This window comes from Ancylobacter vacuolatus (assembly GCF_030813595.1).
Classification (GTDB): domain Bacteria; phylum Pseudomonadota; class Alphaproteobacteria; order Rhizobiales; family Xanthobacteraceae; genus Ancylobacter; species Ancylobacter vacuolatus.
In genome coordinates this window covers 24,163-38,909 of sequence record NZ_JAUSUH010000003.1, presented here as the reverse complement: position 1 = coordinate 38,909, position 14,747 = coordinate 24,163, and the positions used below count along the sequence as shown (strand labels likewise).

At 69.8% G+C, this 14,747-nt stretch carries 10 protein-coding genes; 4 read left to right on the top strand and 6 right to left on the bottom strand.

All coding sequences use genetic code 11. From position 1 onward, the window contains the following. Positions 1-18: 18 nt before the first annotated feature. From J2S76_RS07955 to J2S76_RS07945, 3 genes are read left to right on the top strand one after another with little or no spacing between them, the layout of a single operon-like run. Positions 19-699, top strand: coding sequence for a response regulator transcription factor (locus tag J2S76_RS07955; RefSeq protein ID WP_307059226.1), 681 nt, complete (start codon positions 19-21; stop codon positions 697-699). Next, complete coding sequence (locus J2S76_RS07950) at positions 683-2,104, top strand: sensor histidine kinase (protein ID WP_307059224.1); 1,422 nt, start codon at positions 683-685, stop codon at positions 2,102-2,104. Before J2S76_RS07955 ends, J2S76_RS07950 begins: the two co-directional genes overlap by 17 nt. A 25-nt stretch (positions 2,105-2,129) precedes the next feature. Then, positions 2,130-5,111, top strand: a complete 2,982-nt coding sequence (locus J2S76_RS07945; protein ID WP_307059222.1) for a bifunctional [glutamine synthetase] adenylyltransferase/[glutamine synthetase]-adenylyl-L-tyrosine phosphorylase — start codon at positions 2,130-2,132, stop codon at positions 5,109-5,111. Between the two features lie 85 nt (positions 5,112-5,196). Here the strand turns inward: J2S76_RS07945 and J2S76_RS07940 are convergent, their stop codons facing one another. Together J2S76_RS07940 and J2S76_RS07935 are read right to left on the bottom strand one after the other, a co-directional pair. After that, positions 5,197-6,312, bottom strand: coding sequence for an NAD(P)/FAD-dependent oxidoreductase (locus tag J2S76_RS07940; protein WP_307059220.1), 1,116 nt, complete (start codon positions 6,310-6,312; stop codon positions 5,197-5,199). Positions 6,313-6,319: 7 nt separating this feature from the next. Beyond that, complete coding sequence (locus J2S76_RS07935; RefSeq protein ID WP_307059218.1) at positions 6,320-8,524, bottom strand: PAS domain-containing sensor histidine kinase; 2,205 nt, start codon at positions 8,522-8,524, stop codon at positions 6,320-6,322. 405 nt (positions 8,525-8,929) lie between these two features. Between J2S76_RS07935 and fae the strand changes: the two genes are divergently transcribed. Then, entirely contained in the window at positions 8,930-9,469 is a 540-nt protein-coding gene (gene fae, locus J2S76_RS07930; RefSeq protein WP_018389907.1) for a formaldehyde-activating enzyme, read from the top strand. Positions 9,470-9,536: 67 nt separating this feature from the next. Here the strand turns inward: fae and pepN are convergent, their stop codons facing one another. The 4 genes from pepN to J2S76_RS07910 all read right to left on the bottom strand — a co-directional run bounded on the left by pepN (position 9,537) and on the right by J2S76_RS07910 (position 14,730). Continuing rightward, positions 9,537-12,185, bottom strand: a complete 2,649-nt coding sequence (pepN, locus tag J2S76_RS07925) for an aminopeptidase N (RefSeq protein ID WP_307059213.1) — start codon at positions 12,183-12,185, stop codon at positions 9,537-9,539. Between the two features lie 90 nt (positions 12,186-12,275). Next, positions 12,276-12,668 (bottom strand): dihydroneopterin aldolase, encoded by a 393-nt coding sequence (gene folB, locus J2S76_RS07920; protein WP_307059211.1) that lies wholly within the window; start codon positions 12,666-12,668, stop codon positions 12,276-12,278. Positions 12,669-12,698: 30 nt separating this feature from the next. Beyond that, complete coding sequence (locus tag J2S76_RS07915; RefSeq protein ID WP_307059209.1) at positions 12,699-13,742, bottom strand: hydantoinase/oxoprolinase family protein; 1,044 nt, start codon at positions 13,740-13,742, stop codon at positions 12,699-12,701. A 25-nt stretch (positions 13,743-13,767) separates the two neighbouring features. Continuing rightward, positions 13,768-14,730, bottom strand: a complete 963-nt coding sequence (locus tag J2S76_RS07910) for an ATP-grasp domain-containing protein (protein WP_307059207.1) — start codon at positions 14,728-14,730, stop codon at positions 13,768-13,770. Between the last annotated feature and the right edge of the window lie 17 nt (positions 14,731-14,747).

The following is a 14,747-nucleotide window of genomic DNA, read 5'->3' as shown; positions in this document are numbered from 1 at the left end:
AGCGCCGAAGAGTCCCCCATGCGCCTGCTCATCGTCGAGGACGACCGCGACGCCGCCGATTATCTGCGCAAGGCGTTCCGCGAGGCGGGCCATGTGGTGGACGTGGCCTCGGACGGCGAGGAGGGCCTCGTTCTGGCCCGCGAGGGCGGCTATGACGTGCTCATCGTCGACCGCATGCTGCCGCGCCGCGACGGCCTGTCGGTGATCGCCGATCTGCGCGGGCGCGGCGACAAGACGCCGGCGCTGATCCTTTCCGCCCTCGGCCAGGTGGATGACCGCGTGACCGGCCTGCGCGCCGGCGGCGACGACTACCTGCCCAAGCCCTATGCCTTCACCGAGCTGCTCGCCCGGGTCGAGGCGCTGGCCCGGCGCGGCGGCCCGCAGGCGGCCGATACGGTCTACCGTGTCGCCGACCTCGAGCTCGACCGGCTGGCGCATCGCTGCACCCGTGCGGGCCAGGAGATCGTGCTGCAGCCGCGCGAGTTCCGGCTGCTGGAATATCTCATGCGCCATGCCGGCCAGGTGGTGACGCGCACCATGCTGCTGGAAAATGTGTGGGACTATCATTTCGACCCGCAGACCAACGTGATCGACGTTCACGTCTCGCGGCTGCGCGCGAAGATCGACAAGGGCTTCGATCCGCCGCTGCTCCACACGGTGCGCGGCGCAGGATACATCGTCCGTGACGGCGCTCGGTAAACTCATCCGCACCACCGCGTTCAAGCTTCTCGCGGCCTATCTGTTCATCTTCGCCCTCTTCGCCGGCTCGGTCATCGCCTATCTCGGCTGGCACACCCAGCGGCTGGTGACGCGGCAGGCGGTGGAGGCGATCGAGAACGACACACGCTTCATGCAGGCGCAGTTCGAGCGTGGCGGCATCACCCGCCTCGTGCAGCTGGTGAACCGCCGCGCCCGCGCGCCCGATGCCGGCCTGCTGCTCATCGCGAGCTTCAATGGCGACCCGCTTGCCGGCAACATGCTCAACCTGCCGCTGAACATTCTCGACCGGCAGGGCTGGCGGGAAATCGACTATGTGCGCTCCGAAGAATCCTCCGGCCCCCCGAGCCGCGCCCTGGTGCAGGTGATCTTCCTGCCCGGCGAATACCGGCTGCTGATCGGCCGCGACATCGTCGAGCGCGAGGAACTGCGCCAGATCATCATCGGCCCCGCCGTGTGGGGGCTGGCGCTGCTCGTGGTGCTCGGCATGGCGGGCGGGCTGTTCATCACCCGCCGCGTGCTCAAGCGCATCGACCAGATGACGGCGATCTCCGACGGCATCATGGCCGGCGACCTTTCCGGTCGGCTCGCCGTCTCCGGCACCGGTGACGAGTTCGACCGACTGGCCCTGAGCCTCAACGCCATGCTCGACCGCATCGAGGCGCTGATGGCCGGGCTGAAGCAGGTGTCGGACAACATCGCCCATGACCTCAAGACCCCGCTGACCCGGTTGCGCAACCGCGCCGAGGATGCACTGCGCACGGCGCAGTCGGAGCCGGAATGGCGCCTCGCCACCGAGCGGACCATCGAGGAATCGGACGGCCTCATCCGCACCTTCGACGCGCTGCTGATGATCGCCCGCGCCGAGGCCGGGCAGGCCCGCGCCACGATGCTGCGCTTCGACCTCGCCGAGACGGTGGCGGGGGTGGCCGAGCTCTATGAGCCGGTGGCCGACGAAAGCGGGCTGGACCTGCGTGTCGAGGTCGCCGGGCCGCTGCCGATGCGCGGCGTGCGCGAACTGTTCGGGCAGGCGCTGGCCAATCTTCTCGACAATGCCATCAAATACAGCGCGCCTGACATGCCCGGCGGGGCGCCCGGCCCGCGCCGCGACGTGACGCTGACCGCCCGGCGAGATGGGGACCGGCTGCATCTGGTGGTCGCCGATCGCGGGCCGGGCATTCCGGAGGCGGACCGGCCGCGCGTGCTGGAGCGTTTTGTGCGACTGGAGGCCAGCCGCACCCGCCCCGGCTTCGGGCTGGGTTTGTCTCTCGTTGCGGCAGTGGTACGCCTGCACGGCGGCACACTGTCGCTGGAGGGCAACGATCCGGGGCTGCGGATCGTTATCGACCTGCCGCTCGATCTTACCGACGAGGCGGCAACGGATTAACACACGCAAGGGGGGCGACGGCGGCATGGCGGCAAGCACGAGCGGGACGGTGGCGGCGCCGGCTGAGAGCCTGATCACACGGCTCCAGCGCGCGCCTGGCTTTCCCGTGCCGGCGGGGCTGCCCGAGGCGGTGGCGGACGCTCTTTCCGGTGCGCCCAAGCCGGTGCGCGACCGCCTGGACGCCCTTCTCGCCGCCCATGACGATTCCCGCGCCGTGCTGGCGGCGGTGGCGGCCCATTCGCCCTTCCTGACCGATCTCATCCGCCTCGACCCCGCCCGGCTGCTGGCGCTGCTGGAGGCGGAGCCCGCCGAGGCGCTGGCGCGCGCGCGTGCCGACACGGTCCGGGTGGTGGAGGCCTCTTCCGACGAGGCGGAGGTGATGGCGGCGCTGCGGCGGCTGCGGGCGCTGACCGCGCTCACCGTCGCGCTGGCCGATATTGGCGGGGTGTTCGACCTTGCCACCGTGACCGCCGAGCTGACCGCGACGGCCGACACCGCCATCGCGGCGGCGGTGGCGTTTCTGGTGCGCGAGGGCATCAGCGCGCGCAAGCTGCGCAAGACCGGCGTCGAGGGGCTCGGCTACACCGTGCTGGCCATGGGCAAGCATGGCGCGCGCGAGCTCAACTATTCCAGCGATGTCGACCTGATCGTGCTCTACGATCCCGACCTCGCCCCGCTGGCCAAGGATGTGGAGGCCGCGCCCTTCTTCGTGCGGATGACACAGCGGCTGGTGAAGCTGATCCAGGAGCGCACCGGCGAGGGCTATGTCGCCCGTGTCGATCTGCGGCTGCGGCCCGACCCGGCCTCGACCCCGGCCGCGCTCTCGGTGGAGGCGGCGCTGGCCTATTACGAGCGCGAGGGCGCCACGTGGGAGCGCGCCGCCTATATCAAGGCGCGGCCGATCGCCGGCGACCTCGCCCTCGGCCAGGAATTCCTCAAGCAGCTCACCCCCTTCGTCTGGCGCCGCGCCCTCGATTATGCGGCGGTGTCCGATGTCCACGCGATGAAGCAGGACATCCACGCCTTTCGCGGCCATGAGGCGATCGCGGTGGAGGGCCACAACGTCAAGCTGGGGCGTGGCGGCATTCGCGAGATCGAGTTCTTCGCCCAGACGCAGCAGCTCATCGCCGGCGGCCGCGACCCGCGCCTGCGCACCCCGCGCACGCTGGAAGCGCTCGCCGTGCTGGCGCAGACCGGCTGGATCGGCGAGGCCGCGCGGGCGGAGCTCGACGAGGCCTATCACTTCCTGCGCCGGGTGGAGCACCGGCTGCAGATGGTGGCCGACGCCCAGACCCACACCCTGCCGGAGGACGAGGACACGCTGGCCGGCTTCGCCCGCTTCATGGGCTATGACGCGCGCGACGCCTTCGCCCAGGCGCTCACCCAGCGCCTCTCGAGGGTGCAGGACCACTATTCCAAGCTATTCGAGGACGCGCCGCCCCGGGCGGCGGTGGAGGGGCGGCTCGAATTTCCGGAAGGCGCCGACGACCGCGAGACGCTGGCAACGCTGCACCGGCTCGGCTATGCCGACCCCAAGGCGGCCAGCGCCACGGTGCGTGGCTGGCTGGCGGGTGAGCCCCGCGCCCTGCGCGCTGAGGGCGTGTGCGAGGAACTGGGAGCCATCGTGCCGCTGCTGGTCGACGCGCTGGCGCGCGGCGGCGCCCCCGATGCCGGGCTGAACGCCGCCGACCGCTTCTTCCGGGAAATGCCGACCGCCCAGCGGCTGCTGGCGGCGCTGCGGCACAACCCGGACCTTGTGCGGCTGCTCGCCACCATTCTCGGCACCGCGCCGCGCCTTGGCGAGATGCTGGCGCACCGCCCCTCGCTGCTCGATGCGCTGCTCGACCCGGCCTTTTTCGGCGCGCTGCCGGACGAGCCGGAACTGGCGGCGCGGCTCGCCGCCGACCTCGCCCAGGCGGAAAACGAGGAGGACCGGCTCGACCGCGCCCGTCGCTTCCGGCAGGAGCACCATGTGCTGATCAGCGTGCGGATACTCTCCGGCACGCTTCCCGCCGCCCGCGCCGGCGAGGCCTTCGCCCGGCTGGCCGATGTGCTGATCCGCTCGCTGGAAGAGGCGGTGATCGCCCGCTTCCGCGAGGCGCATGGCACGCTGGCAGGGGCCGAGGTGGCGGTGCTCGCCATGGGCAAGCTCGGCGGGCGGGAGATGACGGCGGGCTCCGATCTCGATCTCATCGTGCTCTATGATTTCGACGAGGAGCATCCTGACAGCGACGGGCCGCGCCCGCTCTATGGCGCGCAGTATTTCGCCCGGCTCACCCAACGCATCGTCAGCGCCCTGACCACCCCGACCAATGCCGGCCAGCTCTATGAGGTGGACCTGCGGCTGCGCCCGTCCGGGCGTTCCGGCCCGGTGGCGACCAGCCTGCCGCGCTTCGAGGTCTACCAGGCCGAGGAGGCCTGGACCTGGGAGCATATGGCGCTGACCCGCGCCCGGGTGGTGGCGGCCTCGCCGGCCTTCCGCGCCCGGGTGGAGGGCGCCATCCACCATGTCCTTTCCGGCGAGCGCGACCCGCACCGCCTCGCCGCCGACATTGTCGATATGCGCGGCGCCATCGCCGACGAGAAGGGCGAGGACGATCCTTGGGACCTCAAATATGCGCGCGGTGGGCTGGTCGACATCGAGTTCATCGCCCAGTACCTCGTGCTGGCCCATGCCGCGCATGAGCCGCGCATCATCGACACCTCGACGCTGCGGGTGATCGAGACGGCGCAGCGCGTCGGCCTGCTCGACGTGCAGGACGGGCAGGTTCTGGCCGATGCCTGCCGGCTGCTGCACGACCTGACGCAGGTGCTGCGTCTCGCCATCACCGAGCCCTTCAAGCCGGCGGAGGCCAGCCCGGCGCTGCGACGGCTGCTGGCGCGGGCGGGGGCGATGCCGGATTTCTCGACGCTGGAAGCCCATCTGTTCGAGACCCAGCGCCTGGTGCGCGCCACCTTCGAGCGCCTGCTCGCCGCCGAGCCCAAGCGCCGGCGCAAGCGGGCGTGAGGGCTTTTTCCCCTTTTCCGTCGTCCTCCTGAGGCGCCGCTGCCTGCGGCGGCACCTCAGGAGGACGTTCCTCCCTGAGCGCGTCTCAGCCCAGCTTCGCCGCCACCTGCTCGGCAATGGCGAGGCTGGCGGTGAGGCCGGGGGATTCGATGCCGAACAGCTGCACCAGCCCCGGCACGCCATGCTCGGCCGGGCCGTCAATGCGGAAATCCGCCGCCGGGGCGCCGGCGGGCACGATCTTCGGCCGAAGGCCGGCATAGGCCGGGTTCAGCGCCCCGTCCGGCAGTGCCGGCCAGTAGCGGCGGATCGCGGCATAGAACACGTCACCGCGGGCGGGATCGACCGTGTAGTCGGGCGCGTCGATCCATTCGGTATCCGGCCCGAAGCGGGCCTGGCCGCCGAGATCGAGCGTCAGGTGCACGCCGAGCCCCGCCTGTTCCGGCACCGGGTAGATCAGCCGCGCGAACGGGGCCCGGCCGGACAGGGTGAAATAGGAGCCCTTGCAGAAATAGGCCGGCGGGATCGCTTCGGCCGGAATGCCGGCGATCGCGCGGGCCAGCGTCACGGCGCCGTGGCCGCTCGCATTGATGAAGCTGGCGCAGGCAAGCCGCGTCGGCTCGGGGCCGCCGACGTCGAGGACGATCCCCCGCGCCGTCACCTCGCCCGAAAGGATGGGGGCGTTGAAGGCGATCATGCCGCCGGAATCTTCCAGATCTCCGCGCAAAGCGAGCATCAGGGCGTGGCTGTCGATGATGCCGGTGGAGGGCGAGAGCAGCGCGGCCTCGGCGTTGAGTGCCGGCTCCAGCGCCCGCGCCTCGGCGCCGCTCAGCGGCTGCAGATCGGTGACCCCGCAGGCCCGCGCATGGGCGTCGATGGCGGCGAGTTTGTCGGTCTCCGCCGGGCTGGTGGCGACGATGAGCTTGCCGGTGCGCCGGTGGGGAATGCCGCGCGCCTCGCAATAGGCGTAGAGCGCTTGGCGCCCCTCAACGCAAAGCCGGGCCTTCAGCGTGCCGGGTGCGTAATAGAGACCGGCATGGATGACCTCGCTGTTGCGGGCCGAGGTGTCGGAGCCGACAAGGCCGGTCGCCTCCAGAACCAGCACGTCGCGCCCCTTCAGGGCCAGGGCGCGGGCAATGGCGAGGCCGACGACACCGGCGCCGGCGACGACGCAGTCGACCGCGTTTTCCTCAAGAACATCCATGGGTGGTCTACTCGGCGGGAAGGGTCCGGCTGGTACGGTATTGCAGAGCCGGGCGGCCGTTCAAGGGCAGGCGGATCACCACCGTGGTGCCAACCCCTTCGGAGGAGCGGATCCGCATCGAGCCGCCATGCAGCTCGACCAGCGACTTGGCGATGGCGAGGCCGAGGCCGGACCCCTTGTGGGTCTTGGTGAACTGGCTTTCCACCTGCTCGAACGGGCGGCCGATCTTGGCCAAGGCGCTCTTGGCGATGCCGATGCCGCTGTCCTCGATGACGAGCAGCGCCGCGTGCTTGGAGCGGCGCGTGCGCAGGCTGACGCGGCCCTGCTCGGGGGTGAACTTGATGGCGTTGGACAGCAGGTTGAGCGTGATCTGTTTGAGCGCCCGCTTGTCGGCCTCGACCGCCACGGCGGCATCGGATTCGTCGACGATGGTGAGCTGCTTCTCGCCGGCCCGCACCGACATGACGCGGATGGCGTCGGCAACCACCTCGTCGAGCCGGACCGGCTGGAGGTTGAGCTGCACGCGGCCGGCTTCGATGCGCGACATGTCGAGAATGTCGTTGATGACGTCGAGCAAATAGCGGCCGGAATCGCGGATGTCGCGGCAGTACTCGTTGTACTTTTCATTGCCGAGCGGCCCGAACAGGCCGCTTTCCATCAGCTCGGAGAAGCCGATGATGGCGTTGAGCGGCGTGCGCAGCTCATGGCTCATATTGGCGAGGAATTCGGACTTGGCCCGGTTGGCGTCCTCGGCTTTGGTCTTCTCGTCGGCATAGTTCTGCGCCAGCTCGGCGAGCTGCAGCGCCTGCAGTTCCAGCGTCTGCTGCGATTTGCGCAAATCGGCGACCAGCGCCATCAGCCGCTTCTCGCTTTCCATCAGGCGCTCTTCGTGGCGCTTGAGGGCGGTGATGTCGGTGCCGACCGAGACGTAGCCGCCATCCTTGGTGCGGCGCTCGGCAACCTTCAGCCAGCGCCCGCCTTCCAGCTGCGCCTCGAAGGCGCGGGCGCCCTCTTCCGGCCGGTCTTCCGGGCGGAGCGGGATGCGGACCACCGGCTGGCGGGCGAGCGAGGCGATGGTTTCGAACTCCGTCCCTTGCCCGACATGGGCGTCGCCGATGCCATAGAGCGACTGGAACCGCGAGTTGCAGAGCACCAGCCGGTTCGAGGCGTCCCACAGCACGAAAGATTCGGAAATGCTCTCGATGGCGTCGCGCAGGCGCATGTCGGCGGTGGCGGTGCGTTCGGCCAGGCGTCGCTCCTCGGTGACATCCACCGCGATGCCGACCAGATGCGGCGGTTCGCCATTGGGCTGGGGCACGACTTCGGCGCGGGCGCGCAGCCACACCCAGTGGCCATCGGCGTGCTTCATGCGGAAGACGCGATCAATGGTGCGGCCGGGCTTGTCGGCGATCTCGCGGGCGATATCGTAGAGATTGGTGTCGTCGGGATGGACGAGGCTGGCCACTTCGCCGAAGGAGATCAGGTCCTCGCGCGGGGCGTGGCCGAGCATCTCGAACATCGAATCCGACCAGAACATGCGGCCGCGGCCCATGTCCCAGTCCCACAGGCCGCAACGGCCGCGCGAGAGCGCGGTGTCGATGCGCGCGCGCACCGTCTCGTAGATGCCGTCGGCCTCGCGGGCGCGGGTCGCCTGCCAGTGGAAGGCGAAGCCGAGGATCAGCAGCACCGCGCCCGTGGTGGAGAGCAGGGTGACGGTGAGCACGGTGTCGGAGCGCCAGGTCGCCAGCGCGCCGGAGAGCGGCTGCACCACGACCAGTTGCAGCGCGCCATTGGGCAGGTTGCGCACCGTGGCGAGGGCTGCGGCGCCATCGGGCATGATGACATCGAGCACGCCGGCATTTTCGGCGAAGATGGTGAGTGCCTGGGTATTGGCGAGAAGCTGGCTGATCTGCTCGGCGGCGGTCGACGTCTCGTCGTGGGTGGCGAGGATCTTGCCGTTGGAATCGATCAGGCCGTAGCGCCGCCCGTCCTCGGCGGCGCGGGGCGGCAGGCTGTTCTGCAGCAGCGCGTCCGGCGTGGTTGATCCTGCCGGCAGGCGGCCGGCCTCGCTGGCGATGGCGGCGGCGAACAGCGCCAGCTCATCCTTGGCATTGGCGATGGCGTCGGCGCGATAGGCGTGAATCTGCACGATCGCGGCGATGGCGACCGAGGCGATGAACGCAATGATCAGCGCCGGAACGGCCTTGCGCATGAAGGGTTCGGCGTCGACCAATCGCTGATAGGCAGGTCGCGCCACGGTGCGTGCAAGCCCTCGCATGGCTTGTACGCGCACGGACGCGCCTGCAGCGTTGGCGCGCGCCATCGCCGGCCTCCCCCGAAGTCCCAAAACCCGTTCCCAGTCCGATAGGAGCGATGTGCCGCATCTCTCCGAATCACTCCGATTTGAATCGATCGGACCCCTCCGTGTCCAGAGTCCCGGGGAGTCAAGTTAACGATTCAGCAACCTGCGGAGGTGGCGAGGGTGCCAGGGTGGGTGGCGCTGCCGGACAAACGGGGTGTCGCCTGCCGACAACCACGCCGCATGGACGGCGCGCAGGCCCCGGTGCTATGCGCTTTTGCCCGGTTTGCGGGTGGCTGCAGAAATAAAGAGGTTCACATGAGCGACATCTGGTTCCGCACCGGCGAAGCGACCGTTCTCGCTGCCGACGGGCAGTTCACCGACGCGATGCCGGAGGTTCTGATCGGCTCGGTGCGCGGCCCGGCCGGGCATGCCTTCGCCTCGATGATGGGGCAGGTGCAGGGGCACACCCGCATGTTCGTGGTGCGCGACCTGAACCAGCAGGTGCGCCCCGCGACGATGATGACCACCAAGGCCACCATCCACACGCTGGAATATGTCGATCTGCTCGGCGGCGTGGTGCAGGGCGCCATTGGCGACGCCATCGTCGACGCGCTCAGCGAGGGCATCCTGCCGAAGGACCAGGCCGACGAGCTGTGCATGATCGTGATGGTGTGGCTCGACCCGCGCTGCGCCGAGGATGCCAATCTCGACAAGGCCGATCTCTACCGCACCAATTACGAGGCGATGAAGCTGGCGTTGGAGCGCGCCATGACTGGCAAGCCGACGGTCGACGAGCTGATCGCCAACCGCAAGACCATCAAGCACTACGCGCTCGACGGCGTGGTCGAGTACTGAGGCCGGGCCTTGGGCTTGCGCCTCACCTCGCCGCGCAGGGGCGGGTGTGAGGCGCAAGCGCCGCTGATCAGCCGAGCGAGCGGCCGACGATGTCGGTCACGTCGGGCGACAGGCCCGGCTTTTCGGCCACGCGCCGCAGCGCCGCCTCGGCCGAGGCGCGCCGCATAGGCTCCAGCGAACGCCAGCTCTTGAAGGCGGCGAGCAGCCGGGCGGCGAGCTGCGGGTTGCGCCCGTCAATGTCGATCACCGCGTCGGCGACCAGTGCATGGCCGGCGCCGTCGATCCGGTGAAACTGCGTCGGGTTGAGCCCGGCGAAGCTGCCGATCAGCGCCCGCACCCGGTTTGGGTTGCTCCAGGCGAAGGCGGCATGGTGGGTGAGCCCGCGCACGCGCTCCAGCGCCTGCGGTTCGGCGATCTGCGCCTGCAGCGCCAGCCATTTGTCGACGACCAGCGGGTCCTCGCGGAACCGCTCATGGAAGGCGGCCAGCGCCGCCTCCCGGGCCAGCGGCGCCGTATGAGCGAGCACCGAGAGGGCGAAGAAGCGGTCGGTCATGTTGTCGGCGGTGTCGAAATGCGCCTGCGCCCGGGCGAGGCTCCCCGCCGTGCCGCCGGCGGCGAGAAGATCAAGACAGGTGTTGCGCAGCGCGCGGCGGCCGGCTGAGGCGGCGTCCGGCGAATAGGCGCCCGATGGCGCGTGGTGGGCATAAATTGCCTCCAGCGCCGGCGCCAGCGCCCCGCTGACCGCCCGGCGCAGAGCTGTTCGGGCGAGATGGATCGCGTCCGGGTCCACATCCTCGCCGATCTCGCGGGCGACGTCGGTTTCCGATGGGATGGAGAGCGCCTGCGCGACGAAGGCCGGGTCCAGCGCGCCGTCGTCCAGCGTGGCACCAAGCGCCGCGACCAGCGCGTCCGGTGCCGGCAGCGCGGCGCCGGCGCGGGCGGCGGCGGTCGCCTCCACCAGATGACTGAGCGCGATGGTCTGGGCGGCGTCGAAGCGGTTGAACGGGTCGCTGTCATGGCGGGCCAGAAACAGCAAATCCGCCGTCGACATGTCGCTGGAGAGCTTCACCGGCGCCGAGAAGCCGCGATTGAGCGAGGGCACCGGGCGCTCGGCGATGTCGCGGAAGACGAAGCTCTGGCGCGGCTGCGTGACCAGCAGCACGCCGCGCTCGGCATTGCTGCCGTCATCCGGGGTGAGCGCCATGTCGGCGCCGTCGGGCCCGACCAGGCCGATGGCGAGGGGGATGACCATGGGTAGCTTCTCGCTCTGCCCCGGCGTCGGCGGCAGGGTCTGCACCACATCGAGCCGATAGCTGCGCCCGGCCTCGTCCCAGCGGCCGCTCACGGTGACCTGCGGGGTGCCGGACTGCGCGTACCACAGGGCGAACTGGGTCAGGTCGACGCCATTGGCGTCGGCGAAGCAGGCGAGGAAGTCCTCCACCGTCGCCGCATCGCCGTCATGGCGGTCGAGATAGAGGTCCATGCCGGCGCGGAAGCCCTCATCGCCCAGCAGCGTCTTGAGCATCCGCACCACTTCCGCGCCTTTCTCGTAGACGGTGGCGGTGTAGAAATTGTTGATCTCGCGGTAGCTGTCGGGACGCACGGGATGGGCCAGCGGGCCGGCATCCTCAGGAAACTGGTGGCCCTTCAGCAGCCGGACATCGCTGATGCGCTTGACCGGACGCGAGCGCGCATCGGCCGAGAATTCCTGGTCACGGAAGACGGTGAGGCCTTCCTTCAGGCAGAGCTGGAACCAGTCGCGGCAGGTGATGCGGTTGCCGGTCCAGTTGTGGAAATATTCATGGGCGATGATCGCCTCGATATTGGCGTAGTCGGCGTCCGTCGCGGTCTGCGGGCTGGCGAGGACATATTTGTCGTTGAAGATGTTCAGCCCCTTGTTCTCCATCGCCCCCATATTGAAATCGGCCACGGCGACGATGTTGAACACGTCGAGATCATACTCGCAGCCGAACACCTCCTCGTCCCAGCGCATGGAGCGCTTGAGCGCGTCCATGGCGTAGCCGGCCCGCTCGGTCTTGCCCGGCTCGACATAGATGCCGAGCGCGACCCTTTTGCCGGTGGCGGTGACGAAGTCTTCGGTGATCCGGTCCAGCCGGCCGCCGACAAGAGCGAACAAATAGCAGGGCTTCGGCCAGGGATCATGCCACACCGCGTAGTGGCGGCTGGTGCCCTCCACCGCGCCGCTCTCCACCGGGTTGCCATTGCCCAGCAGCACAGGGGCCTCCTCCCGCTCGGCCTCGACGCGGGTGGTGTAGACGGCGAGCACGTCCGGCCGGTCCGGGAAGAAGGTGATGCGGCGGAAGCCCTCCGCTTCGCACTGGGTGCAATAGGTGCCGCTGGAGCGGTAGAGGCCCATCAGCTTGGTATTGGCGGACGGGTTGACCACCGTCTCGATTTCCAGCGTCAGCGCCCGCTGCGGCGGGGCGAGCAGGGTCAGCGCCGTTGGGGTGACGACATAGGCGGTGCCGGCCAGCGGCACGCCGTCCAGCGCGAGCGATTTCAGGCTGAGCTCGTCGCCATCGAGAACGATGGGCGAACCCTCGCGCCCTTCGGGATTCGGCCGAAGCGCCAGCCGGGCAATGATGCGCGAGGCGGTGGGGTGAAGGCGCACGTCCAGATGCACGGTGTCGACGAGCCAGTCCGGCGGCTGGTAATCGCCAAGACGGACAGGCGGGGGCACGGCATCGCGCGACATGGTCGACTCCAGGCAGAGAACGGGCGGCGGCCCTAGAGGTAAGCGCTTCGGGGCCGCACCGGAAGCCCCGGCGCGGCCCCGCCGCGTGGGTCAGCGGGTGCGGGTGATCTCCACCCCGGCATCGCGAAAGATGCCGGCGATCGGCGCGGAGGGCTTGTGCAGCTCAACCCGCACCTTCTCCACCCGGGGATAGCGGGCGAGCACCGCCTCGGCGATCGCCTGGGCGAAGGCTTCCAGGATGTGGAAGCGGTGACCGGACGAGACCTCGTGGATGACCTCGAACACTTTCTCATAGCCGACCGTCTCGGCGTAGTTGTCGTGGGCGGCGGCAGCGCCGGCGTCCAGCCACCAGTCGATGTCGACGATGAAGCGTTGGCCGAGCCGCGCCTCCTCTTCCAGCAGGCCGTGCGTGGCGTGCAGCTCGACGCCGCGAAGGAAGACGCGGTCGGTTGGGGTACGCTCGGCCATGGGGCGGTCGGACATGGGCGGGATTCCGGTACGTGCGAGGGTGGGTCAGGCGGCGTCGAGGGCGGCGGCGAGCAGGCCGACCGCGACGGCGGGCGCGCAATCCGCCGCCTGGCGGGAAAGGGCGGGGTCGTCGGTCAGCACGTCGGCGAGGTCGAAATAGGCGAGGTCGCGCCGCTCGGCGAGCCGCGCCGCCATGAACCGTCCAACGCCGGCGCCGACCAAAAGTTCGGGTCCGTTCTCCTGGGCGGAGGCGACGCAGTCGAAGGCGCGGCCGATGCGGGCAAGCTGCGCCTCGGCGAGGTGGCGGGCCAGGGCCCGCGCCTTGGGTAGCAGCGGCGGCGAAAAATCATGCCCCACCATACGCAGCAGCCGCCGGGCGCTGGCCTCGATCGTCTTCGGCCCGCCATCGGCGCTCGGGTGCAGGTCGGCATCCTCGGCGAGGGCGCCGGTGAGGCGGTGAACATCCGCCGTCGTGGCGAAGTGCTCGGCCATCAGCGGCAGCCACCGCCCCTCGAACGGCGCCTCGTGGGCCAGCGCCATGACCGGGGTGCGGGCGGCCCCGGTATAGACCAGCTCATGGCTGGCGAGGCGTTCGGCGTCGGAGAAGCCCCGCGCCGTCACCCGGCCGCTGTCGAAGGGGATGAGATCGGCGGTGGTCGAGCCGATGTCGACCAGAATGCCGCCGGGCAGCAGATGCGAGAGCACGGCGGCGGCGGCGTACCAATTGGCCGAGGCGATGTGGTCGGCGTGCTCGGCGGCGCGCTCGGGCGGCACGAAGCCTTCCGGTCCGGCGAACAGCACCAGCGGGGCGCCGGCAAGCTCCCGCATCAAGATCGCCGCTGTGCCGACCACGCCAGCGCGGCGGTCGGGCCACAAATCGGCGCCCTCGGCGGTCATGGTGACGGCGGAGGGCACGCCGGGCTCGAACTCGGCGCGCAGCTGGCGCAGGGCGTCGGCAAGCGTTTTGTCGCCCTTCCACACCGGGCAGGGGGCGATCCGCACGGCCTTCAGCCTTCCATCCTGCCCGAAGGCGGCAAGCTTTACATGGGCGCCGCCGACATCCCATCCCAGGCGGGCAATTCTCTTCACGGCAAATCCTTGGTCACGGTCATTTTCAGGGCACGATGTCGACAGGAAGCGCGGGCGGCAGGTGCGGCAGGTCCGGCACCACGCCATCGCGGATGAACTCGGCCATGAAGGCGAGCGGATTGACCGCCAGCGCCCGGCGCAGACCGGCATAGGAGGTGGTGAGGCGTGGATTGACCTCCACCGCCACCGGCCCCTCAGCGGTAGCGATATAATCCACGCCCACCAGCCCATGCAGTCCCGGCAGCGCCGCACCCACGCTCTCGCCAAAGGCGTGCAGCGCGTCATCGACCGGGAAGGCGCCGACGGTGACGCCGGTGAAGCGCAATGTGTCGTCGACCCTCACGATGTGCTGGCGATTGGCGGTGAGCACATGGGTGCGCCCACTCTGGCACAGCAAGGTGAGGCTCGCCGCCTCGCCCGCGATGAAGGGCTGCATGACATGGCCGGCCGAAAAGGGCGGCGTCGGGCGGTGATTGAGGATCCGGAGGCCAAACCCGCCGGCACCGTCATCCGGCTTCACCACGAAGGGGCCGTCCATGCCTTCGGGCAGGGCATCGAGCGGCCAGGTGGCAACGACCTTCACGCCCGCCGCCGCCAGCGCCTGCGCAGTGCGGCTCTTGCTGGCGCACAGGGCGATGGTCTCGGCATCCGGCGCCACCACGCGTCGGCAATGGGCGCGAAAGTCGCGCACCAGCCCTTCGAGAACGCCCCCGCTTTCCGGCGCGATCGGCCAGCAGCAATCGGCCTCCTGCGCCATCAGCCGCCAGATCGAGCGCGGATCGTCGCCCAGGCGCAGCGCCGTGCTGGTGCCGCGCGGCGGGGCGGCAAAGCGCGCATCATGGGTGGTGATGACCCGCACGCCGGGCAGGTCCTCCAGATCGCCAATCAGCGTGTCGCGCATCAGCGCGCCTTCGGCTATGAGCGAGGCGGGCAGTTCCGCACCGAGGGCGCCGCCCCCCGTGACCGTTTCAACGACAAAGACCAACATCTACCGAAGTACCAGAG